The organism is Amycolatopsis sp. ATCC 39116 (assembly GCF_000231075.2).
Classification (GTDB): domain Bacteria; phylum Actinomycetota; class Actinomycetes; order Mycobacteriales; family Pseudonocardiaceae; genus Amycolatopsis_E; species Amycolatopsis_E tucumanensis.
Genome location: NZ_AFWY03000008.1, coordinates 54132 through 75496, shown reverse-complemented (window position 1 = coordinate 75496; position 21365 = coordinate 54132). Strand labels below are relative to the sequence as shown.

General features: G+C 72.8%; 22 protein-coding genes. 14 read left to right on the top strand and 8 right to left on the bottom strand.

All coding sequences use genetic code 11. The features are described from left to right. Nucleotides 1–83: 83 nt before the first annotated feature. Nucleotides 84–440 carry a nuclear transport factor 2 family protein gene (locus AMY39116_RS0311970; protein WP_020417897.1) on the top strand — a complete coding sequence of 119 codons (357 nt, stop codon included), beginning with the start codon at nucleotides 84–86 and terminating at the stop codon, nucleotides 438–440. Here AMY39116_RS0311970 and AMY39116_RS0311965 read toward each other — a convergent pair. Next, a complete protein-coding gene (locus AMY39116_RS0311965) occupies nucleotides 406–858 on the bottom strand; it encodes a MarR family winged helix-turn-helix transcriptional regulator (protein ID WP_020417896.1) in 453 nt (150 codons plus the stop codon). The genes AMY39116_RS0311970 and AMY39116_RS0311965 overlap by 35 nt on opposite strands. 49 nt (nucleotides 859–907) lie before the next feature. Between AMY39116_RS0311965 and AMY39116_RS0311960 the strand changes: the two genes are divergently transcribed. Then, nucleotides 908–1234 carry an antibiotic biosynthesis monooxygenase gene (locus tag AMY39116_RS0311960; protein WP_020417895.1) on the top strand — a complete coding sequence of 109 codons (327 nt, stop codon included), beginning with the start codon at nucleotides 908–910 and terminating at the stop codon, nucleotides 1232–1234. A 127-nt stretch (nucleotides 1235–1361) separates the two neighbouring features. After that, nucleotides 1362–2129 carry a putative protein N(5)-glutamine methyltransferase gene (locus AMY39116_RS0311955; RefSeq protein WP_020417894.1) on the top strand — a complete coding sequence of 256 codons (768 nt, stop codon included), beginning with the start codon at nucleotides 1362–1364 and terminating at the stop codon, nucleotides 2127–2129. Here the strand turns inward: AMY39116_RS0311955 and AMY39116_RS0311950 are convergent. Together AMY39116_RS0311950 and AMY39116_RS0311945 are read right to left on the bottom strand one after the other, a co-directional pair. Then, entirely contained in the window at nucleotides 2126–2806 is a 681-nt protein-coding gene (locus tag AMY39116_RS0311950) for a FadR/GntR family transcriptional regulator (protein ID WP_020417893.1), read from the bottom strand. The genes AMY39116_RS0311955 and AMY39116_RS0311950 overlap by 4 nt on opposite strands. A 33-nt stretch (nucleotides 2807–2839) precedes the next feature. Next, nucleotides 2840–3349 carry a DUF1990 family protein gene (locus AMY39116_RS0311945; protein ID WP_020417892.1) on the bottom strand — a complete coding sequence of 170 codons (510 nt, stop codon included), beginning with the start codon at nucleotides 3347–3349 and terminating at the stop codon, nucleotides 2840–2842. Nucleotides 3350–3406: 57 nt separating this feature from the next. Here AMY39116_RS0311945 and AMY39116_RS0311940 point away from each other — a divergent pair, with 57 nt between their 5' ends. The 3 genes from AMY39116_RS0311940 (at nucleotide 3407) to AMY39116_RS0311930 (ending at nucleotide 9958) form a co-directional block, all read left to right on the top strand. Beyond that, a complete protein-coding gene (locus AMY39116_RS0311940; RefSeq protein ID WP_020417891.1) occupies nucleotides 3407–6829 on the top strand; it encodes a BTAD domain-containing putative transcriptional regulator in 3423 nt (1140 codons plus the stop codon). Between the two features lie 79 nt (nucleotides 6830–6908). Continuing rightward, the gene (locus tag AMY39116_RS0311935) at nucleotides 6909–8078 is read left to right on the top strand and encodes an MFS transporter (protein ID WP_020417890.1); all 1170 of its coding nucleotides are present in this window, start codon (nucleotides 6909–6911) and stop codon (nucleotides 8076–8078) included. Continuing rightward, complete coding sequence (locus AMY39116_RS0311930; RefSeq protein ID WP_020417889.1) at nucleotides 8078–9958, top strand: FAD-dependent monooxygenase; 1881 nt, start codon at nucleotides 8078–8080, stop codon at nucleotides 9956–9958. Before AMY39116_RS0311935 ends, AMY39116_RS0311930 begins: the two co-directional genes overlap by 1 nt. Here AMY39116_RS0311930 and AMY39116_RS0311925 read toward each other — a convergent pair. Further along, nucleotides 9955–10290, bottom strand: a complete 336-nt coding sequence (locus AMY39116_RS0311925; protein WP_020417888.1) for a hypothetical protein — start codon at nucleotides 10288–10290, stop codon at nucleotides 9955–9957. The two genes, AMY39116_RS0311930 and AMY39116_RS0311925, sit on opposite strands and share 4 nt — an antisense overlap. A 191-nt stretch (nucleotides 10291–10481) precedes the next feature. On the opposite strand from AMY39116_RS0311925, the gene AMY39116_RS0311920 reads away from it, so the two are divergent. The 6 genes from AMY39116_RS0311920 (at nucleotide 10482) to AMY39116_RS0311895 (ending at nucleotide 15413) form a co-directional block, all read left to right on the top strand. Next, nucleotides 10482–10871 carry a VOC family protein gene (locus AMY39116_RS0311920; RefSeq protein ID WP_020417887.1) on the top strand — a complete coding sequence of 130 codons (390 nt, stop codon included), beginning with the start codon at nucleotides 10482–10484 and terminating at the stop codon, nucleotides 10869–10871. Nucleotides 10872–11071: 200 nt separating this feature from the next. Beyond that, complete coding sequence (locus AMY39116_RS0311915) at nucleotides 11072–12022, top strand: D-isomer specific 2-hydroxyacid dehydrogenase family protein (protein WP_162146039.1); 951 nt, start codon at nucleotides 11072–11074, stop codon at nucleotides 12020–12022. After that, on the top strand, nucleotides 12019–13056 hold the full coding sequence (vanA, locus tag AMY39116_RS0311910; protein WP_020417885.1) for a D-alanine--(R)-lactate ligase: 1038 nt from the start codon (nucleotides 12019–12021) through the stop codon (nucleotides 13054–13056). Before AMY39116_RS0311915 ends, vanA begins: the two co-directional genes overlap by 4 nt. Next, entirely contained in the window at nucleotides 13053–13661 is a 609-nt protein-coding gene (gene vanX / locus AMY39116_RS0311905; RefSeq protein WP_020417884.1) for a D-Ala-D-Ala dipeptidase VanX, read from the top strand. The genes vanA and vanX overlap by 4 nt, the downstream gene beginning before the upstream one ends. 55 nt (nucleotides 13662–13716) lie before the next feature. Then, complete coding sequence (locus tag AMY39116_RS42705) at nucleotides 13717–14295, top strand: hypothetical protein (protein ID WP_157358523.1); 579 nt, start codon at nucleotides 13717–13719, stop codon at nucleotides 14293–14295. Further along, nucleotides 14292–15413, top strand: coding sequence for a glycosyltransferase (locus AMY39116_RS0311895; protein WP_020417882.1), 1122 nt, complete (start codon nucleotides 14292–14294; stop codon nucleotides 15411–15413). Before AMY39116_RS42705 ends, AMY39116_RS0311895 begins: the two co-directional genes overlap by 4 nt. Here the strand turns inward: AMY39116_RS0311895 and AMY39116_RS42700 are convergent. The 3 genes from AMY39116_RS42700 to AMY39116_RS0311880 form a co-directional block, all read right to left on the bottom strand. Then, a complete protein-coding gene (locus tag AMY39116_RS42700) occupies nucleotides 15367–16500 on the bottom strand; it encodes a HAMP domain-containing sensor histidine kinase (protein WP_020417881.1) in 1134 nt (377 codons plus the stop codon). The genes AMY39116_RS0311895 and AMY39116_RS42700 overlap by 47 nt on opposite strands. 81 nt (nucleotides 16501–16581) lie before the next feature. After that, nucleotides 16582–17502: a phosphotransferase gene (locus AMY39116_RS0311885; protein ID WP_020417880.1), complete on the bottom strand. Its 921-nt coding sequence runs from the start codon at nucleotides 17500–17502 to the stop codon at nucleotides 16582–16584. A gap of 2 nt (nucleotides 17503–17504) precedes the next feature. Beyond that, nucleotides 17505–18086, bottom strand: coding sequence for an ABATE domain-containing protein (locus AMY39116_RS0311880; protein WP_027935842.1), 582 nt, complete (start codon nucleotides 18084–18086; stop codon nucleotides 17505–17507). An 81-nt stretch (nucleotides 18087–18167) separates the two neighbouring features. Between AMY39116_RS0311880 and AMY39116_RS0311875 the strand changes: the two genes are divergently transcribed. Beyond that, entirely contained in the window at nucleotides 18168–19313 is a 1146-nt protein-coding gene (locus tag AMY39116_RS0311875) for an epoxide hydrolase family protein (RefSeq protein WP_020417878.1), read from the top strand. A 259-nt stretch (nucleotides 19314–19572) separates the two neighbouring features. Here the strand turns inward: AMY39116_RS0311875 and AMY39116_RS0311870 are convergent, their stop codons facing one another. Next, entirely contained in the window at nucleotides 19573–20478 is a 906-nt protein-coding gene (locus AMY39116_RS0311870) for an aldo/keto reductase (RefSeq protein ID WP_020417877.1), read from the bottom strand. Nucleotides 20479–20562: 84 nt separating this feature from the next. Between AMY39116_RS0311870 and AMY39116_RS0311865 the strand changes: the two genes are divergently transcribed. After that, a complete protein-coding gene (locus AMY39116_RS0311865; protein ID WP_027935502.1) occupies nucleotides 20563–21126 on the top strand; it encodes a TetR/AcrR family transcriptional regulator in 564 nt (187 codons plus the stop codon). Nucleotides 21127–21365 lie beyond the last annotated feature (239 nt).

Below are 21365 nucleotides of genomic sequence, written 5' to 3'. Positions count from 1 at the left end.
TTGATTCTAGTGGCGAGACCTACCAGCTCTTGGACTTCTGACTCTCGCGGGGACAGGCTGGGGTCAGAGGAAAGGAGCGACACGTGATCGACAAGGCCAGGACACCCGAAGACCTCGCCGTGATGTTCGTGGAGCGGGCCAACGCCCGGGACGCGAAAGCGCTGTCCGAGCTGTACGCCGAGGACGCGGTGCTGGCGTTCCCGCCGGGCTCGCAGACGGTGGGCCGCGACGCGATCCGCGAGGTGCTGGAGCGGCTGGTGGAGCAGGGCGGCGAGTTCCAGATCGAGGAGCCGATGCCGACGGTCTACTACGGCGACCTGGCGCTGTGCTCGACCCGGCCCGCCGACAACACCGGGGGACGGGTGCAGGTGGCGCGGCGGCAGCCGGACGGCACCTGGCTGCGGATCATCGACCGGCCGGAGATCCGCCGCCCGGAGTGAGGTTGTCCGCGCAGCGGGCCAGCAGCTCGGCAAGCCGCCGCCGGTCGCCGCCGCCGAGCCCGGCGAGCATCCGGTCCTCGACGTCGGCGACCGCCGCCTCGGCGTCGGCCAGCCGGGCGCGGCCGGTGTCGCTCAGGCGCACAGGGCGCACCCGGCCGGAGGCGCCTTCGCCCACGGTGACCAGGCCGGCGCGGCGCAGCCCGGCGAGCACCTCGCCGAGGGACTGCCGGGTGACGAAGCACAGCCGCGCGAGCTCGGCGGAGGAGACCTCCGGATGGTCGGCCAGCTGGCGCAGCACCGCGTACTGGGCCATCGACAGCCCGGCCGCGCGCAGGCGCTCGTCGCCGGCCTGGCGGAACAGCTGCTGGACCCGCTTGACGAGGTAACCGGGCCGGGCGGTGACGTCCCCTTGACTCATGTCAGGTACCTTACACATGATGTAAGGGTCCTGACATGAGGAGGAAGCCATGCCCGTCTCCACCATCGACGCCGCCGCCGGGGTCACCACGCTGATCAACCAGTTCACCGTGGCGCCCGAGCGGCAGCAGGAGCTCATCGACGTGCTCGACCAGGCGACCGAACAGGTCATGCGGCACCAGCCGGGGTTCATCGCGGCCAACATCCACGCCAGCCTCGACGGCACCCACGTCGCCAACTACGCGCAGTGGGAGAGCGAGGAGGCGTTCCGCGCGATGCTCGCCAACCCGGAGTGCCAGGAGCACATGCGCGCGGCCGCGCAGATCGGCTCGTTCGAGCCGGTGCTGTACCGCGTCGCCTCCGTGCACCACCGCTGAGGCGGCGCGGTACGGTGATCACACGACCGACCGAGGAGGTGAGACCCGTTTCCGTTCCAGCAACCCGGGTGCTCCCCTCCGGCGACGAGTGAGTCGCGGGCGCCCGTTTCCCTGAAAGGCGCTTTTCGTGTCCGTCGATGTCGAAACCGTTCTCGTGAGCCGTCTGCGGGCGGCGGGGTGTGTGTTCGCCGAGGATGAGGCCCGTCTGCTGCTGGAGGCCGCGTCCGGCCCGGCCGAGCTGGACGCGCTGACCGCCCGGCGGGTGGCCGGCGAGCCGCTCGAACAGGTCCTCGGCTGGGCCGGGTTCCGCGGCCTGCGCATCCACGTCGAGCCGGGCGTGTTCGTGCCCCGGCGCCGCACCGAACTGCTCGTCGAGGAGGCGGTGCGGCTGGCCCCGCCGCATCCGGTGGCGGTGGATCTGTGCTGTGGTTCCGGCGCGCTGGGCGCCGCGCTGGCCGTGGAGCTCGACCTCGCCGAGCTGCACGCCGCCGACCTCGACCCGGCGGCGGTGCGGTGCGCGCGCCGCAACGTGCCGGGCGATGTCCACGAGGGCGATCTGTACGAGGCGTTGCCCGATGGGCTGCGCGGGCGCGTGGACTTGCTGGTGGTCAACGTGCCGTACGTGCCCACCGACGCGGTCGCGCTGATGCCGCCGGAAGCCCGTCTGCACGAACCGCAGCTCGCCCTCGACGGCGGCGCGGACGGGCTGGACATCGCGCGCCGGGTCGTGGCGGGCGCGCCGGAGTGGCTCGCCCCCGGCGGGCACTTGCTGATCGAAACGAGTGAGCAGCAAGCGCCGTTGCTGACCCGTGCCGCGGCCAGCGCCGGGCTGGCCGCGCGCGTGGTGACCTCCGAGGAGCTCGACGCGACGGCGATCGTGGCCCGCCGGGCTTAGGACACGGCGGTCCGGAGGCCACGCAGCACCGGTTCCAGGTTGGCGACCGTGGCCGCGACCGCCGCGTCGGGGTCGCCACGTTCGAGCGCGTCCAGGAGGTCGGCGTGGGCGGCGGAGGAGTCCGGCAGCTGCGTCTCGTGGCGGACCAGGTCGGTGAGGATCTCCCGCAGCACCGGCTCGGCGGCCGTGAACAGGCTCAGCAGGAGCGCGTTGCCGGACAGCTCCACCACGGCGCGGTGGAAGGCGAGGTCGGCATCGACGAACACCGCCGGGTCGCCGCCGCGTTCGTCCTGCCGTTTGCGCAGGTCCGCGCGCAGGCGCTCGATGTCCTCCGGCCGGACCCGCTGCGCCGCGAGCCGCGCCGCCTCGACCTCCAGCGCGCGGCGCACCTCGTACACCTCCAGCGCCCGGGCGCGCCGCACCAGCCGGCGCACGTCGCTGGTGTCGGCCGTCCCGGCGGCGACGAAGGTGCCGGAGCCGTGCCGCACGTCGAGGATCCCGTCCTGCGCGAGCAGGCGGACCGCCTCCCGCACCGAGGACCGCCCGACGCCGAACTCGGCGGCGAGCTGAACCTCGTTGGGCAGCCGGTCGCCGGGGCGCCAGTCGCCGCGCTGGATCCGCTGCCGCAGCAGGCTCGCCACCTGGGGCACGACCGGTCCACGGCGCAGCTCCGTCATGCGCGCACGGTAGCACCGCAGACGTCTGAGGACTCAGCCACCGAGCGCGCGGAGGTACCGCCTGGTCATCCAGCTCTGCGCGGCGCGTCCTGCCGGTCCGGCCAGCCGCGCGAGCAGGGACGCCGGCCGGGAGAACGCGGTGACCGTGAACGTGACGGTCCCGTCGAGCGCGAGGTCCACGACGAACGCTTCCTCGCCCGCCACGGGATGGCCCGGCAGCGTGCCGTAGGCGAAACCCCGCCGCGCGCTCTCGTCGACCACGTACACCACGCGGACCGGGGCGGCGATCCGCACTGGCCCGACCCCCAGGTGGACCAGCGCGACAGCACCTTCGGCCACGGTTTCGCCGGAGGCCTGGACCCGCAGCCCGGCCCTGTGCTGGACGCCCCACGCGAGAAGTGCCACGGCCGCTTCCTCGAACCGGTCGCGTCCCCGGCCGATCACCGCCCGCCGCCGCAGGTGGTGGTACCCCGCGGGCAGCTCGCCCCGGGTGCGTCCCACCTCGCCGTAGGTGAACGCGGCCGCCCGCAGACCGTCCAGCATCACCTCAACCTAGCCGCGGCACTCCCGGTTCACCGTGCCGCGACGTAGTTTGCTCTGATGACGCCCCGAACCAGCGCGGCGGCCACCTCCGGTGACACCTCCTCACCGGCGGTCCTGCGGTTCGGGATCCTCGGGCCGCTCGACGTCGTCGCCGGTGGCGAGTCCCTCGCGCTCGGCGGGCCGAAACAGCGGGAGCTGCTGGCCGTTCTGCTGCTCAACCTCAACCAGTTCGTGGCGCCGGGCCGGCTCGCCGAGGCGCTGTGGGGCGCGGCGCCACCGGCCGGCGCCGAGGTCACCCTCCGCACCCACGTGTCGCACCTGCGCCGCCGCCTCGCCGAAGCCGGGGCGTCCGGCGCGCTGGCCACCCGCCGCTCCGGGTACGGCCTGCTCGCCGACCCCGCCCAGCTCGACGCGGCGCGCTTCGAACAGCTCGTCGGGCTCGGGCGGGAAGCACTCGGCCTCGGCGACGCGCCCCGGGCCGCCACCGTGCTGCGACAGGCGCTCGGCCTGTGGCGCGGCCCGGTGCTCGAAGACCTCCACGCGCCGCTGTTCGCCGAGGCCGAGACCGCCCGCCTGGACGAACTCCGCCTGGTCGCCACCGAAAGCCGCATCGAGGCCGACCTCGCCCTCGGCCGGCACGCCGAGGCCGTTCCCGAGCTGGAACGCCTGGTCGACGCCCACCCGTACCGCGAACGCCTCACCGGGCAGCTGATGCTCGCCCTCTACCGGACCGGGCGGCAGGTCGACGCCCTCGACGTGGCCGCCCGCGCCCGGCGGCGCCTCGCCGACGAACTGGGCCTCGACCCCGGCCCCGCGCTGGCCGGCCTGGAAACCAGCATCCTCCGCCACGACCCGGCACTGCTGCCCGCTCCCCGCCTGGTCGCGCCCACCGGCACCCCGGCGCCACGCGTCCAGCCACCACCGGACGCCCTGTTCACCGTCGTGCGGCGCGTCCCGATGGCCGGCCGCACCGCCGAACTGACCCACCTGCGCGCCTTGTGGCACGACGTCCGCGGCGGCGGCCGCCGCGTCGCGCTCGTCTCCGGCGAGGGCGGCGTGGGCAAGACGCGGCTCGTCGCCGAGTTCGCGCACGAAGCCGCCGCCGACGCGCACGTCCTCGTCGGGCGTTGTGACCCCGCGGCCATGCTGCCGTACCACCCGATCGCCTCGGCCTTCCGCGCCAGCGCCGACGTCGACGCCTGCCTCGACCTCGCCCCGCCCGCCCTGCGCGCCCGCCTCACCCCGCTGTTGTCCCGCCCCGCCGACACCACGTCCGGGCCCGACGACCGGCACGCCCTGTTCGAGGCCGCCACCTGGGTGCTCACCCGCCTCGCGGACACCGCGCCCGTCGCGCTCGTGGTCGAGGAGGCCGAGCGCCTCGACCGGGCCAGCTCGCTGCTGCTTCGCCACCTCGTCGAGCACCTGCCCGCCCGGGTGCTGCTGGTCGTCTGCTTCCGCGACCCGCCGGGCGGCCACCACCCGCCGCTGCTCGACCTGATCGCCGCCACCGAAGGCCTCGCCGACCGCCTCACCCTCGGCCCGCTCACCGAAACCGAACTCGCCGAACTGGTCACCGCCGTCGCCGGCGACGTGCCCGCCGGGTTCGTGCCGCGGCTCTGGCGCGCCACCGGCGGCAACCCGTTCTACGCCGCCGAAGTGGCCCGCGACCGCCGGACGCGCGAGGACTGGCAACGCGGCCAGGTGCCGGCCGGTGTGCGCGACGTCGTCCGGCACCGGCTGCGCACCCTGCCCGAACCCGCGCAGCACGTGGTCCGCTGCGCCGCCGTCCTCGGCCCGGAGGCCGGGTACGAACTGCTCGCCCACCTGGCCGACCAGCCCGAAGAGCAGCTCATCGACGCGCTCGAGGCCGCCGTGGCCGCCGGGTTCCTCGTCGAAGCCGGCCGGTCGTGGCAGGTCGCCTACGCCTTCCCGCACGACCTGCTGCGCGACGCCGTGCACGCCGACCTGCCCGTCCCGCGCCGGCAGCGCCTGCACCTGCGCGCCGCCCAGCTCCTGCGCGACCGCCCGGCCGAGACCGCGTCCGCCGCCGTGCACCTGCGCGCCGCGGGACCGGCCGCCGACCCGCTCGACGCGGCCGAGCTGAGCCTGGCCGCCGCTGGTGATGCGCAGCGGGTGTACGCGTGGGACGAAGCCATCGCCCACGCCGAGGCCGCGGTCGCGATCCTCGACCAGGCCGGTGCGCCCGCGCCCACCCGCGCTGACGCGGCGATGCGCACCGCGATCCTGCGGCTGCGGGCCAGCACCGGGTTCCCCGAAGCGGTGCGGCTGCTCGAACGCGCCCTCGAGCTGTACCGCGGCAACGACGAGGCGGTCGCGACCGTCCACGCGCGACTCGGCGGCGCGCTGTGCACGCACCACTCGATCATGGACATCCCGCGCGCCCTGGACCACTTCGCCGCCGCCCGCCGCGTCCTGCCCGACGGCCGCGCGGGCTTCCACCTGCACCGCGGCCGGGCCCAGGCCGCCATGTACGGGCTGCGCACCGCCACGCTCGGCGCCGCCGCCGATCAGGCCCGCGACCTGGCGGCCCGGCTGGGCAGGCGCGACCTCACCGTCCTGGCCTCGTGGGCCGCCGCGTGGTTCCGCTTCAACCGGGGCGAGCTGGCCGCGGCCGCCGCGATCGAGGAGGACATGTGGGCCCGCGTGCAGGACCTCGGCGACCCCTACGTCGGCTGGGGCCCGGTCAACATGGCCGCCCTGACCGCCACCGAGTACCTGCTCGACCCCGTGGCCGGCCGCCGCTGGTGCCGCCGCGGCCTGTCCCAGGCCAGGTTCGACACGCTCGGCTACCCGCACGACGCCGTGGCCGACCAGCTCGTCCTCGCACTGGCGCTGGCCGGTGACCTCGACGCGGCCCGCCGCGCCGCCGAGCCCCTGCCCGCCGACGCGGTCAGCAGGCGACTCCTGCTGCTCCTCGACGGCGACTGGGAAGACGCCGAACACGCCTGGTCACAGGCGCGGGCCGCCGACGAAGCGGCAGGCGACCTGCACGACGCCGCCTTCCACGCCCGCTGGCTGGCCACCACCCGCACCCTCCTCGGCGACACCGGCGGCGCCGTCGCGGCCCTGCGGCAGGCGCTGGACCTCGCCGTCGCCGGGCCCCAGGTGCCGACCGAGCTGATCGCCCGCGCCGAGCTGGCCCGCCTGCTCGCCGTCACCGACCCCGGTGAAGCCGCCCGGCACCTCGTCGGCTGCGACGAGATCCTCGCCGGCGGCGAGGACTGGCGCGGCCGCGCCGGCACCGTCGCGCTCGCCCGCGGGGCGGTCACCGGTGACGACACCGCGTTCGAGACCGCGCTGCGGCTGTTCGCCGGCCTGCCGTGGCACCGCGCGGACGCCCTGCACGCCTGGGCGGCAGTGCTCAACAGGACCGGCAGGCGGGCGGAGGCGGGGGAGAAGCTTGCCGCGGCCCGGCGGATCCACGACGAGATCGGCGCGCACCCGCGCTGGCGCCGCTGACTCAACACGCGTTTCACAGAACTTCAACGACCACGGAGGAACGTCAGCCTCACCTGCTCGAACCAGAAGGTGAGTTCCGATGAAGCGACTGCCACGACCACCAACCGGACCGGTCGCCACCAGCGCGACCCTCTTCGCGTGCCTGTTCGCGGTGCAGGCAAGCCTGCTGGCCCTCACGCCGATCCTCACTCCGGTGGCCCAGGACCTCGGCGTCCCGGACACCGCGGCCGGCCTGCTGCGCGCCGTGTCCGGAGCCGCCGCCGCGGCCGTCGCGATCGCGCTCGTCACCACCCGCCGGCGACGGCGGCTGCGGGAGCTCCTCATCGCCGGCCTGACGCTGCTCGCCGGCTCCGCCCTCGCCAGCGCCGTCGCCCCGACCTACCTCGTGCTGGCCGCCGCGCAGGTCGCCCTCGGCGCCGGCGTCGCCATCGTCCTGGCCGGCGGCATGGCCGCGGCCGCACGCTGGGCGCCACCGGGCCGCCGCGCGCAGGTCCTGTCCTGGGCGCTGGTCGGCCAGCCGAGCGCGTGGATCGCCGGCATGCCGGTCATCGGGATCCTCGGCCAGCAGAACTGGCGGCTGGCCTGGCTGGTGCCGCTGACCGCGAGCCTGTTCGCCCTGGCCGGCACCATCCGCCGCGAGACCGGCGCCCCCGAACCCGAACCGCACCCGGCGCACGCGCTCGTCCGCCGCCCCGGCGCCGCCCGGTGGGCACTCGGCGAACTGCTGGCCTACGGCGGCTGGGCCGGGGTGCTCGTCTACTGCGGCAGTCTCCTGACCGGCGCCCACGGCGTGTCGGTCGCCGCGGCCGGTCTCGCGCTGGGCGGGGGAGCCGCGGGCTTCGTGGTGGGCACCATGCTGGCCCGCCGCTGGGTCGACCGCGCCGCCCGGCCGCTGCTGCTCGCCGTCGGGCCCGCGTTGGCGGTCATGACACTGGTGTTCGGCGCGCTCCGGCCGTCCTTCGCGTTCTCCGTCGCCGCGTTCGCGCTGGTCGCGCTGTTGTCCGGCGCCCGGGTGATCGCGGGCAGCGCCGTCGGGCTGGACCTCGACGGTGTCGGCCCGTTGCAGTCGATGAGCCTGCGCGCGACCTCGGTGCAACTGGGGTACCTGGCCGGATCGGTGCTGGCCGGCGCCGGGCTCGCCGTCGCCGGCTGGACCGGGCTCGGGGTCGTGCTCGCCGCGCTGACCCTGGCCTCGACCGCGACCGTCGCGCGACGACGGGTTCCGCGACTGGTGAAGGCAGGTGCGTGATGTACGACGCCATCGTGGTCGGCGCCCGCTGCGCCGGATCGACCCTCGCCGCACTGCTGGCGCGCCAGGGCAGGCGAGTGCTGGTGGTCGAACGGGACCGGTTCCCCAGCGACACCGTCTCCACCCACATGATGTTCCCCGACACGCTCGACCGGCTGCAGGCCCTCGGCGTCCTGCCCCGGCTGCTGGCCGCGCACGACATCCCGTTCGTGCACTTCAGCTGGCGCGTCCTCGGCCACGAGGTGGCCGGCGACTTCACCCCGGTCGGCCGCTTCGAGCGCGGCGCGTCCATCCGGCGCATCACCCTGGACGCCGCGATCGCCGACACCGCCCGCGACGCCGGAGCCGAAATCCGGTACGGCACCACCATCACCGGCCTGATCGGCGCCGGCACCGGCGAGGACCCCGTGCGCGGCGTGGTGCTCGGCACCGGCGAGCACATCGAGGCGACGTGGGTGTTCGGCGCCGACGGGCGCGTGTCCACCGTGGCCCGGCGCCTCGGCCTGCCCGCGACCCGCGAACTGCGCGGCGACATGGCGTTCCTCATGGCCTACTGGCGCGGCCTGCCGCCGTCGGAGTGGTGCCACATCGACCTGCACGACCACGCGGCGCTGATGTCCGTGCCGAACGAGGACGGCATCCACCTCCTCTCGCTCGCCGGGCCGCCCGAGACGACCCGCGGTTCCGCCGACGTCCGCGAGGCCCGCTACCGGGACGGGCTGCGGCAGTTCCCGGCCGTGCTCAACCCGCGCCTGCTCGACCGCGCCGAACGCGTGTCACCGCTGGTCGTGGTGCCGGAGACGATGATGCGCGGGCACTACCGCCAGGCCGCGGGCCCCGGCTGGGCGCTGCTGGGCGACGCCGGGCACTTCAAGCACCCGTCCACCGCGCAGGGCATCGGCGACGCCGTGCACCAGGCCTGGTACCTCGCCGCCGCCCTGGCCGACGGGTCCGATCTGTCCGGGTACGGGGCGTGGCGCGACGAGCGCGCCGCCGAGCACTACGAGTGGTCCTTCCGGCTGGCCCGGTTCTCCTCGCCCGGCGCGAGCGCGCACTACGCCGGGCTCGCCGCCGATCCCGTGGCGGCGCAAGGGTTCCTGGACACCTTCACCAAGCGGGTCCGGCCGTCCGCGGTGCACACCCCGGCCCGGATCGCGCGGTGGAAGGCCGCGTGGGCCTACGAGGACGGGCTCCGCCGGGTGCGCTCGCTGGTCGAGGACCGGCCCGCGGCCTTGGCCGCGCCGGTGCCCGCGTGTCCGGAGTGGACGGTGCGCGACCTGCTCGCCCACCTCACCGGTGTGGCGGAGGAAACCCTGCGGGGCACGTACTTCCCCGAAGCCGCCGACGCCTGGACCGACCCCGCGCTGGCCGCCGCGCGCGACCGCTGGACAGCCGACCAGGTGGCCCGCCGCGCCCACCTCGACCCCGCGACGCTGCTGCGCGAGTTCGACGACCACGGCGCGCGCCTGGTCGCGGCACTGCGCCGCGGCGAATCGCCGGACGGTCCACCGTGGATGCTGACCTCGCCGATCGCCGACCTCGCCGTGCACCTGGAGGACCTGCGCGAGGCCCTCGGCGCGGCGAGCGACCCGGCCGCGCCGGTCACCCGGCTCGGGTTCGCGGTCTTCCGGAACTGGCTGCACACCCGCCTCGTGCGGCGGGGATCGCCGGCGCTGCGCCTCACCGACGGCGACGAGGAGTGGGTGCTGGGACAGGGCGAGCCGGCGGCGACCCTGACCGCGCCGCGGACCGAGCTGTTCGCGGTGATCAGCGGCCGCCGCAGCGTGGCCCGCATCCGCGCGCTCGGCTGGGACGTCGAGCCGTACCTGCCGGTGATCTCGCCGTATCCGCTGCCGGTGGACGAGGTGCCGGTCGGTTAGGCGCGGGGGAGGTGCGTGCTGTGCGCGTCGAAGGCGCAGCGCAGCTGCCGCTCGGTCAGCAGGAACAGGAACGGCCGCCCCGCGCACTGCTCGCACACCGTCGCGCAGGCCACGTCGTACCCGCCGCCGGGGCGGCTGAACATCGACGTCGCCACCCGCAGGCCCGCGGTCGCGCCGCAGCCGTCGCAGGCAGGGGCGATCGGGCAGTCGCTGTGGTCCTTGAGGGACTCGCGCGGCGGGTCGAAGGCGAGGTTGTCCAGGTCGTCCTCGTCCTGCCAGACCGGGTGCTGGTCGAGGAGACGCCGCCAGCGGCTCTGCAGCTTGATCGCCATCGCACGGTCCTTTCGCGTCGTCGCTCCGGTTCCCATGCTCGGCCGCCGGAAGATCGACAGCGCCCGCGACACCCGTCCGTGCCGGCAGAACGACCTGACCGGGTGACGGGTGGGACCAAATCCTCTGTCGGCGCGCGGGTGGCCGGGCCTAGCGTCGATGGCCCGGTTTCGAGCCAAGGCAGGAGGCGGCGATGAGCGGCAGGATCGTCCACTTCGAGATCCCCTTCGACGACGGCGAACGAGCCCGCGGCTTCTACCGCGAGGCGTTCGGCTGGAACGTCACCGAGATGCCCGAGATGAACTACACCAGCGTGGCCACCGGCCCCACCTCCGAGCAGGGCATGCCGAACGAGCCCGGCTTCATCAACGGCGGCATGTTCGCCCGCGAGGAGTCCGCGCCGAAGAGCCCGGTGATCACCGTCGACGTGGCGAGCATCGACGAGACGCTGCAGAAGGTCGAGCAGCTCGGCGGCGCCAAGGTGGTCGGACGCACCGAGATCCCCGGCATGGGGTTCTACGCGTACTTCACCGACACCGAGGGCAACGTCATGGGCCTGTGGGAGAACCTGCTGCAGAGCTGACCGGGAAGTCAGGCAGCCGACGGTGATGCGGCGGCGCGCTCGCTCGCCGCCGCATATCGTCCGCATATCGAAAACCGAATACGCACCGGCAACACCGCGTCGTCTTGACTCGCCGCATGGCTTCCAGCGAATTGGGTTTGAGACGCAGCGAGACGCGTATTCGCGCGGGAACGGAGCCTCGGCCATCCCACCGGGCCGGGCTGGCGGCTTTCGGCTGCAGCCGGGACGAAACCGCCGCGTTCCGGGACCTGGGAACCCGCCTCGGGGTGTCCGTGACCCCCGTCGAGGCGGCCGCCTGCGTGGACAACGCCGAACTGGCGCGCGGCAACCGGTGCGTCAGCGTCAGCCACAAGACCCGGATCACCAACGCCACCCTGCTGGCACTCAGCCGCGCCGGCGTGGAGTACATCTGCACCCGGAGCATCGGCTTCGACCACATCGACCTGCAGTTCGCCGAACGCCTCGGCATTTCGGTCGGCAACGTCGCCTACTCGCCGGACAGCGTCGCCGACTACACCCTGATGTTGATGCTGATGGCGGTGCGCCACGCCAAATCCACCATCCGCCGCACCGACTCCTTCGACTACCGGCTCAGCGAAACGCGCGGCAAGGAACTGCGCGACCTGACCGTCGGCGTGATCGGCACCGGGCGCATCGGCATCGCGGTCCTCGACCGGCTGCGGGGCTTCGGCTGCCGCGTGCTCGCCCACGACACGCACCCCCGCGCCGCCGTGACCTACATTCCGCTCGACGAACTGGTCGAGCGCAGCGACATCGTCACGCTGCACACCCCGCTCACCGCGGAGACGCACCACCTCCTCGACCGCAGGCGCATCGAGCGGATGAAGCCCGGCGCGTACGTCGTCAACACCGGCCGCGGACCGCTACTCGACACCGAGGCCCTGGTGTCGGCACTGGAGAACGGCGAGCTGGGCGGAGCGGCGCTGGACGTCATCGAAGGCGAGGAAGGGATCTTCTACGCCGACTGCCGCGGCAAGCACATCGGGAACGAGGCCCTGGTGCGCCTCCAGCGGATGCCGAACGTGCTGATCAGCCCGCACTCCGCCTACTACACCGAGCGGGCCCTGCACGACATCGTCGAAAACACCCTCCTCAACTGCCTGAACTTCGAAAGCGGGACCACAGCATGACCAGGTTGACAGTCGGGATCATCTTCGGCGGCGCCGGCGAAGAACACCCCGTTTCCGTCAAGTCCGCGCGCGAGGTCGCCAAGCACCTCGACCCCGGCAAGTACGAACCGATCTGGATCGGCATCACGACCGGAGGCGAGTGGAAGCTCTGCGACGGTCCCGGCGAGGGCTGGGAGACCGGCAACGCCCGCCCGGCCGCGCTGTCGCCGGACCGCGGCGTGCACGGCCTTCTGGTGATGGAGCAGGGAAGCTACGAGACCGTGCGCCTCGACGTGGTCTTCCCCGTGCTGCACGGCAAGCTCGGCGAGGACGGCGCCATCCAAGGGCTGCTGGAACTCGCCGGCATCCCCTACGTCGGCTGCGGCATCCAGGGCTCGGCCGTGTGCATGGACAAGTCCCTGGCCTACACCGTCGCCGCGAACGCGGGCATCGCCACGCCGAGGTTCTGGATCGTCACCGAGGACGACAAGGTCGATCCCGACAGCCTTTCGTATCCGGTCTTCGTGAAGCCGGCCCGGTCGGGCTCCTCGTTCGGCGTCAGCAAGGTCACCGGGGCGGACGAGCTGCCGGCCGCGCTGGAGGACGCGCGGCAGTACGACTCGAAGATCCTCATCGAGGCGGCCGTCGACGGCGAGGAGATCGGCTGCGCGGTCCTGGAGGAACAGTCCGGACTGGTCGTGGGCGAGGTGGACCGCGTCGACCTCACGCACGGGTTCTTCCGGATCCACCAGGAGGACTCGCCCGAGACCGGGTCCGAGAACGCGACCTTCATCGTCCCCGCCGACATCCCCGACGCATCGCGCACCCTCGTCCAGGAGACCGCCAAGACCATCTACCGCGCCCTGGGCTGCACCGGGCTGGCCCGCGTGGACGTGTTCCTCACCGCCGACGGCCAGGTGGTCCTCAACGAGGTCAACACCATGCCCGGCATGACCTCCTACAGCCGCTACCCGCGGATGATGAACGCCGCGGGACTCCCGCTCTCCGAGGTGATCGACCGGCTCGTCTCGGCCACCCTGCGGATGAGGCGATGAACGACGACTTCGCCTACGTCGACGAGTTCGTGCCCGGCATCCGCTGGGACGCCAAGTACGCCACCTGGGACAACTTCACCGGCAAACCGGTCGACGGCTACCTCGCGAACCGCATCGTCGGCACCCGCGCATTGTGCGCGGCCCTCGAACAAGCACGCGACAAGGCCGCATCCCTCGGCTCCGGACTGCTGCTCTGGGACGGGTACCGCCCGCAGCGCGCCGTCGATTGCTTCCTCCGCTGGTCCGGGCAACCCGAGGACGGCCGGACCAAACCACGGCACTACCCGAACATCGACCGGGCCGACATGGTCGAGAAGGGGTACGTGGCCGCCAAGTCGGGCCACACCCGGGGCAGCACCGTCGACCTGACGCTCTACCACCTCGCCACCGGTGAGCTCGCGGCGATGGGTGGCCGGCACGACCTCATGGACCCGGTCTCACGCCACCACGCCACGGAGATCGCGCCGGCCGAGCTCCAGAACCGCGAGCACCTCCGCTCGATCATGGAGGACTGCGGGTTCGACCGGTACGACCGCGAGTGGTGGCACTACACGCTGAGGAACGAACCCTATCCCGATGTCTACTTCGATTTCCCCATCACCTGACGTGGTTCTCCCGTGCGTCTCTCAGTGGGGACGTCTGGAGCGCAACGACGACGTCGTGATGCGCCGGACCGACCCGGCGGGCCTGGAGGTCTTCCTGCCGCACACCGAGCGGGACGACTGGGCGGCCCACGGCTACCGCTCACGCGAGGAGTACCTGTTCTGGTCCCGCAAGGTCTGCGGCCTGGCGTGCCTGCAGTCGCTGCTGCACGGCTGGACCGACGTCCGGCTCTCCATGGGCGAGCTCCTCACGCAAGCACTCGACTGGGGCTGCTACGTGGTCGAGCCCTCGGGCGCGGTCCAGGGACTGATCTACCGGCCGTTCATGGCCTGGGTCAGCGCGCGGTTCGGGTTCGACTGCCGGCTCGTCGAGCGCACCCCGATCGACGTGTCCAGCCGGGAGGTCCGGCCCGGGCAGGTCCTGATCGCCTCCGTGTCGCCCGAGATCCGCGACCCGGCCACCCCCGAGCCGGTCCGGGGCGGCCACCTCGTCCTCGTGCACGCGGTCCACGGCGGGGTCGTGCGATTCCACAACCCCTCGGGCTACACGCACAACTCGGACTCGGCGACCCTGCCCATGCGGGTGTTCCAGCGGTTCCACGCCGACCGCGGGATCCTGCTCACGAGGCCGTCGTGACGGCGGGCGCAGCGGCGCCGCGCGTGGTCGTCGCCGGCGGCCATTCCGCCGGGCACATCGAGCCCGCGATGAACCTCGCCGACGCGCTGCGCCGGCTGGCACCCACGGCCGAGATCACCGCGCTCGGGACCGTCCGCGGTCTGGACACGGTGCTGATTCCCGAGCGCGGCTACCCGCTGGAACTCATCCCGCCGTCGCCACTGCCACGCCGGCTGGACCGGTCCCTGCTGCGGATGCCCGGCTCCCTGGGGGAATCGGTGCGAGCGGCCGGCGCGGTTCTCGACCGCACGCGCGCGGAGGTCGTCGTGGGCTTCGGCGGCTACGTCGCCATGCCCGCCTATCTCGCCGCCCGGCAGCGAGGCCTGCCGATCGTCGTGCACGAGGCGAACGCCAGACCGGGCGTGGCGAACCGGCTGGCGGCCCGGATGACGGAGCACGTGTTCACCGCCGCGCCGGGCGTCCGGCTGCCGCACGCCACCCCGATCGGGATTCCACTGCGGCCTGCGATCAGCGGACTCGACCGGGCCGCGCTGCGCGATGCCGCGCGGCGGCGGTTCCGGTTGCGGCCCGACGGGCCCGTGCTGCTCGTCACCGGTGGTTCGCAGGGCGCGGCGACGATCAACGCCGCGGTGTCCGGCGCGAGCGTGGCGTTGCGGGGGAGCGGCGTGCAGGTGCTGCACATCTCCGGACCGCGGCACCGAGTCGAGGTGCCCGGCGGCGACCCGCCGCACGTCGTCGTCCCCTACGTCGACGACATGCAGTACGCCTACGCCGCGGCCGATTTCGCGCTCTGCCGCTCCGGGGCGATGACCTGCGCGGAACTGGCCGCCGTCGGACTGCCTGCCGCGTACGTCCCGCTGCCGTTGCGCGGCGGCGAGCAGCGGTGCAACGCCGAACCGCTGGCCGCGGCCGGTGCGGCCCTGATCGTCGACGACGCGGAACTCGACCCGGCCTGGATCGAAACCACCCTGATCCCGGTCCTCACCGATCCCGGGCGGCTCGCGGACATGACGGCTCGCGCGTTCAGGGTCGGCGCTCCGGCGGCCGATGTCGTCCTCGCCCGCCACGTGCTCACCGTGGTCGCCGAGCGGCGGGCTCTCGCCTCAGCCGTGGGCTAGCGGTGACTCCCGGGAGCCGCACGGTGGCGCGGAGTCCGCCGCCGGCGCGGGGGCTGAGCGAGAGCGTGCCATCGTGGGCCTGCGCGATGCTCCGGACGATCGTCAGGCCGAGGCCGACCCCCGCGTGGTCGGTCCGGGTGCGCTGGGTGCCGCGCTGGAACGGCTCGGTGAGCGTCGCGACCAACTGCGGGTCGAGCTTGTCGCCGGTGTTCTCGACGGTCAGCACCACCGAGCCCGGGGCGGACGTCGTGTGGACCGCGACGGTGCCGCCCTCGGGCGAGTTGTGGACGATCGCGTTGTGCATGAGGTTGGTGGTCAGCTGCAGCAGGAGCGCGGGGGAGCCGATCGTGTGGGTGACTTCGCCGCCGGTTTCGATGGTGACGGCGTGCTTCTCGGCGAGCGGGAGGAGCATCTCGGTCGCTTCTTCCGCGACCAGGGACAGGTCGACGTCTTCGCGGGTGAAGGACCGCTGGTCGGCGCGGCTGAGCAGCAGCAGCGCTTCGGTGAGCTCGATCGCCCGGGCGTTGACGACGCGGAGGCGTTCGTCGAGCTCGCTGCTCGCACGGTCCGGATCGTTGCGGGCGAGGTCGAGCAGCGTCTGCGTGATCGCGAGCGGGGTGCGCAGTTCGTGCGAGGCGTTGGCCGCGAACCGCCGCTGCTCGGCGACGTGCGCCTCGAGCCGGGCCAGCATGCTGTCGAAGGCGTCGGCGAGTTCGCCGAACTCGTCGGTGCGGCCCTGCAACTCGATGCGGTGGGAGAGCGACCCCTTCGCGGCGGTGCGCGTCGCCTCCGTGATGCGGTCCAGGGGCGCCAGCATGCGGCCCGCGAGAACCCAGCCGCCCACCAGGCCGAACACCAGCATGAAGCCCAGCACCAGGATCGCGGCCGGGAGGAACACCACCGGCCCCCGGTTGCCCGGGTTGAAGACCCTCGCGAAGTCGGCCGGTGCGGGAAACTCGATGCTGGCGGACCCCATCGGCAAGAACACCCAGACGGCCGTGAGGAGCAGGACACCCGCGATCATGAGGAACCCGGCGTAGCTGAGGGTCAGCTTGGCGCGGGCGCTCAGCCCTGTCCGCTTGTTCACAGTCCCGGCCACCTCACAGCCCCACGCATGTCCTCAACCGTAGAAGTCCCCGCATATCGCAGGCGTATCGACCAGTTGTTGTCAGGCGGTGGCCCGGCGGAGGCGTTCGGCGGCTTGTGCCCAGAACGCCTTCCCGGAGACCGCGGTGTGGCCGTGGAGTGATTCCCACCGGATGTCATGGGCAGCCGGCCACAGGCCTGCCGCCCAGGCGACCTGCTGCTCGTCCGCGGTGAACGAGCGGCCCCGCGCATCCTGGTAGGCGGCCAGGAACGCCTCGGTGCTGTCGATCGGCGGCAGCGTGGCCGGTCCCACCTTCGGGAACACCGCACTCGCGGCTCCCACCAGGGCGGCTTCGGGTTGCCAGGCCAGGCTGTCCCAGTCGTGCACCGTGCGCACTTCGTGGTCGTGCCACCGGAGGTTGTGCGCCTCGAAGTCGGCGTGGCCCAGCACGCAGGGCAGGCCGGCGGCCAGCAGACGCCGACGAGCTCGGCCGGCCGTCTCCAGGACGTGGGCGGGCACGAGACTCTGGTCCTTCTCATCGAGTGACTCGATCGACGGCCACAGCCCAGAGCCGATGTGGTCCCACCGCACCCAGCGCGGGTTCGGCAGCGGGGGCGCGACGTCGAGGTCCGCCAGTCCGGTCATCAACCGGGCGAAGACCTCGGCGTAGCGACCAGCAACTTCAGGTGAGTCGCCTGACAAGACCTCGCCGCCGGGGCGGAATTCCTCGGCGTGCACGGCCAGCGGACCGACGCCGACGACCGGAGTCAGCGGGCGGGCGCAGGGAAACCCGTTCTCGGCCAGCCGCGCCTGTGCGGCCACACACGACACCGCTCGACCGTCGCCGGGGCGGGCCTTGATCACCGCGGTCGTGCCGTCGGCCAACCGGAGACCGAACACCGCCGACATCGAGCGGCGCCGGAACAGCACGGCGGCGGGCCGGTTCCCGAGGTGGTCCAGACACCACTCCGGCAACCAGTCCGGCACACCGTCCGGCGACACGGTCAGCTCCCGGTCCCTGAGTCGGCGTTGTTGCGCTGGTTGGCGTAGAACCGCGCCTTCTTCTCGCGGTTGCCGCACGTGTTCATGTCGCACCACCGGCGGGTGCGGCTCCGGCTGGTGTCGAAGAAGGCGGCTTGGCAGGTGGGTGAGGCGCACAGCGCCAGTCGTCCGTCTCGTTCGCCCGCGATGATGCTGATCGCGTCGGCCGCGATCACGCCCAGGGCGTCTTCCACGCAGTCCGGCGAGCTGAGCAGCCATCGACGCGTGCCCTCGGGCGTCAGGACGGCCGTGGCCCGGCCCTGCGTGCTGCGGTCGTTGATGACCTGGACCGCGGGCTGGGGGAGAGGTTGCTGTTTCGCGGCGGCCGTCGCGGCGGCGTGGATGGATTCCCGCAGTTCCTTGGCGAGTTCGAGTTGAGCGGGGGTGCAGGACTCCACGGCGAGGTCGTACACCGCCAGCCAGTCGACGAGCCGCTGCGGCGTCGGGATGCGCTCCACCGGATCACCGAAACGCTCCGACAGCGTCCCGGTGAAGCTGGTCGCGAGCACGCTACCGAGGCGGAATTCGGGGAAGCCAGCACGCATGGAACCACCATAGCCGGTTGCGCGTCGCCGGGACGGGATGTTAGAACCGTCTTAGCCGGTTCCGCGATGGCAGGAGGTGCCATGTTCAGCGACGTGCAAGCTTTCGAAACCCACACCCCCGACGCCGAACTCGACGATCTGCGCGCCCGATTGGCCGCGGCGCGGCTACCCGAGCCCGAGACGACCCGACAGCGATGGGGACAGGGCGTTCCGCTCGCCGACCTCGCCGAGCTCGTGGACTACTGGCGCACCGGCTACGACTGGCGGGCGTTCGAGAAGCGCCTCGACGAGATCGGCCAGTTCCGCACGACCATCGACGACCTGGGAATCCACTTCCTGCACCGCCGGTCCGCGCGCGCCGATGCCACGCCGCTGGTCCTGACGCACGGCTGGCCGGGCAGCGTCGCCGAGTTCGTCGACGTGGTGGACGAACTGGCTGATCCGGAGGACATGAGCGCGCCGGCGTTCCACGTCGTGGTCCCGTCGTTGCCGGGCTTCGGCTACAGCGACAAGCCGGCCACCACGGGGTGGGGGACCGAGAAGATCGCGGCCGCGTGGGTAGAGCTGATGGGCAGGCTCGGCTACCGCGAGTTCCTCACCCACGGCGGCGACTGGGGCGGCAACATCACCACGGTCCTCGGCGGCCGGTTCCCGGAGCACGTGCTCGGCATCCACAGCACGTTCGCGGAGGGACCGCCCGGGATGAGCATGGACGGGCTGACGGTGGTCGAGCGCCGATGGGCCGAGGAAACCCGCGATTTCTGGGGCACGCGCGCGGCGTACGCGAAGCAGCAGGCGACCCGGCCGCAGACCATCGGCTACTCGCTCGTCGACTCGCCGGCCGGGCTGCTCGCCTGGATCCTCGACAAGTTCGCCGAGTGGTCGGACACCGAGGACAGCCCGTTCGAGACGATCTCGCGGGACCGGATCCTGGACGACGTGACCCTGTACTGGCTGACGCGGACGGGCGCGTCGGCGGCCCGCATCTACTACGAAAGCCACAACTCGCTGGACCCGGAACTGCGGGTGGACGTCCCGTCGGCGATCACGATGTACCCGCGGGACATCGAGAAGTGCCCGCGACCCTGGGCGCAGGCGCGGTACCGGCAGATCGTCCGGTGGCGTGCGCCGGAACGCGGGGGACATTTCCCGTCGCTGGAGGTTCCCGGCTACTTCGTCCAAGACCTGCGCGAAGGACTCGGGGCAGTGCTGGCCGCGCGCCGGTGAACGCCACTACTTGACGCTTCAGCCGCCGTTGCCGTGCTCTTTCCAATCCTTGATGTGGTCAGCTCGGCGCCGGGGAGCAGGGGCGTGTCCAATGAGGCCAAGAATCTGGAGCCCGGTCAGCACCAGGAACAGCCGGATCTCGCTCTGGTGAGCAGGTGGACCCAGCCGTTGAGCACGAACACCGGCGACGCTCTCGAGGTTGCGGTCGCGGGCGTGGGCCGGGCCCAGGCCCATCGACTCCAGCGCCGCGTCTCGACATCTACCCGAGCGGGATTTCTTGAACTCGCGCGGGGACCGAGTCCAGCATGGCGAGGGTGGCCTCGTCGAGCACGAGCGAGCCCGCCGCGACGTTGGCCTCCAGGTGGTTCACGCTCGCGGTGCCGGGGATGAGGTGCGTGTTCGGGGCGTGGTGGAGCAGCCAGGCCAGACCGACCTGGGCGGGGGTGACGTCCAGTGCCTTGGCCGCGTCGAGCACGGCGGGCTCCTCGGTCACCTTCGGCATGCCGGGGAAGGCGCCGCCGAGCGGGAAGAACGGCACCCAGGCGATGCCCTCGGCCACGCAGAGCCGCAGCATGTCCTCGTTGTCGCGCGCGACGAGGCTGTAGGAGTTCTGCACGCACGCGATGCCGGCCGGGAGCGCGTGACGCAGACCGTCGAGCGTGACGGCGCTGAGCCCGATCGCGCCGATCTTGCCCTCGTCGCGCATCGCGATCATCACCGCGAGCTGGTCGTCGAGATCGACCACCTGGTCGCCTTCGGGCCGCAGCCCGGGGCCGGTGTCGAGGCGGCGCAGGTTGACCAGCGGGATCCGGTCGAGGCCCAGGCTGACCAGGTTGTCCTCGACGCTCGCCCGCAGCTGCTCGGGGCGTTGCGCGGACCGCAGCGGGATGGCGCCGCCGGGGTTGGGGTCGGCGCCGACCTTGCTGGCGACCAGGACGCCGTCCTCGGGCCGCAGCGCCTCGCGGATGACCTCATTGACGAAGCCGTTGCCGTAGAACTGGGCGGTGTCGACGTGATCGATGCCGAGTTCGACCGCGCGGCGCAGGAGGGCGAGGGCGGCATCGCGGTCATCGTGCAGGCGTTCGAGCTGCATGGCGCCGAATCCGACACGGGAAACGATGCGGCCGGCGAGCGGGCCGGTGCCGCCGGGACGAGTGGAAGTCATGGAAATCCTGTCCTCGTGCGATGATGGAAGAAACGGAGGAGCCTCCGTTAGATTCACCGTAGCACAACCGGAGGTGCCTCCGTTTTGAGTTCTCCCCGCCCGGGTCGCGCCGATGCCCGGCGCAACCGTGAGAAGCTCCTCGCCGTGGCGCGCGAGGTGTTCGCGGCCGCCGAGGGCGCCGTGTCGCTGGAGGCGATCGCCCGCGAGGCAGGTGTCGGGATCGGCACGCTCTACCGCCATTTCCCGACGCGTGAGGCGCTGGTCGAAGCCGTTTACGCCGCCGAGCTCGACGACGTGACGGCCAGCGCCGAGCAACTGTTGCGCGAGCGGCCACCGGAAGCGGCGCTGCGGGCGTGGATGGAGCGCTACGCGGCGTTCGTCGCGACCAAGCGCGGGATGCTCGACACGCTGCGCGCCGGATGGGCCTCGGGAGCGATCGCGACGCCGGCCACGCGGGAGCGCATCACCGGAGCGATCGGCGCGATCCTGGACGCGGGGACGCGCACCGGGGAGTTCCGCGACGACGTCGACGCCGGGGACGTCACCACGCTGCTCCTCGGAACACTGCTTGCCACGACGTCCGACAGCCCGAAGGGGCAGGTGGCTCGGCTGTTCGACCTGGTCGTGGACGCGCTGCGGCCGCGGTGAACCGGCGCCGGCCGGGCGGTGGTTCGACGTCCCGGTCCGGCGGCGCCCTGTTTCGCGGACGTTCTCCGGTGAGCGCAGGGCCCAGCGCAGGGGAGTGGCGGGTTGCGCCGTACCGGTGATACCAGCGGGTTTCCCGGTGATCTCGTCCCGCTTCCGGGACGCTTCGCTGTCGGATCATTACCAACGTCGGCGCGGCACTCGTCGTCGTGGTTCCGGTCGTGGCCACCGGAACCGCCGAA

Coding starts and splice junctions, on each gene's coding strand:
- AMY39116_RS0311965 (WP_020417896.1), bottom strand. CDS start 858: ATGAGTCAAGGGGACGTCACCGCCCGGCCCGGTTACCTCGTCAAGCGG.
- AMY39116_RS0311960 (WP_020417895.1), top strand. CDS start 908: ATGCCCGTCTCCACCATCGACGCCGCCGCCGGGGTCACCACGCTGATC.
- AMY39116_RS0311950 (WP_020417893.1), bottom strand. CDS start 2,806: ATGACGGAGCTGCGCCGTGGACCGGTCGTGCCCCAGGTGGCGAGCCTG.
- AMY39116_RS0311945 (WP_020417892.1), bottom strand. CDS start 3,349: ATGCTGGACGGTCTGCGGGCGGCCGCGTTCACCTACGGCGAGGTGGGA.
- AMY39116_RS0311940 (WP_020417891.1), top strand. CDS start 3,407: ATGACGCCCCGAACCAGCGCGGCGGCCACCTCCGGTGACACCTCCTCA.
- AMY39116_RS0311935 (WP_020417890.1), top strand. CDS start 6,909: ATGAAGCGACTGCCACGACCACCAACCGGACCGGTCGCCACCAGCGCG.
- AMY39116_RS0311930 (WP_020417889.1), top strand. CDS start 8,078: ATGTACGACGCCATCGTGGTCGGCGCCCGCTGCGCCGGATCGACCCTC.
- AMY39116_RS0311925 (WP_020417888.1), bottom strand. CDS start 10,290: ATGGCGATCAAGCTGCAGAGCCGCTGGCGGCGTCTCCTCGACCAGCAC.
- AMY39116_RS0311920 (WP_020417887.1), top strand. CDS start 10,482: ATGAGCGGCAGGATCGTCCACTTCGAGATCCCCTTCGACGACGGCGAA.
- vanA (WP_020417885.1), top strand. CDS start 12,019: ATGACCAGGTTGACAGTCGGGATCATCTTCGGCGGCGCCGGCGAAGAA.
- vanX (WP_020417884.1), top strand. CDS start 13,053: ATGAACGACGACTTCGCCTACGTCGACGAGTTCGTGCCCGGCATCCGC.
- AMY39116_RS0311880 (WP_027935842.1), bottom strand. CDS start 18,086: ATGCGTGCTGGCTTCCCCGAATTCCGCCTCGGTAGCGTGCTCGCGACC.
- AMY39116_RS0311875 (WP_020417878.1), top strand. CDS start 18,168: ATGTTCAGCGACGTGCAAGCTTTCGAAACCCACACCCCCGACGCCGAA.
- AMY39116_RS0311870 (WP_020417877.1), bottom strand. CDS start 20,478: ATGACTTCCACTCGTCCCGGCGGCACCGGCCCGCTCGCCGGCCGCATC.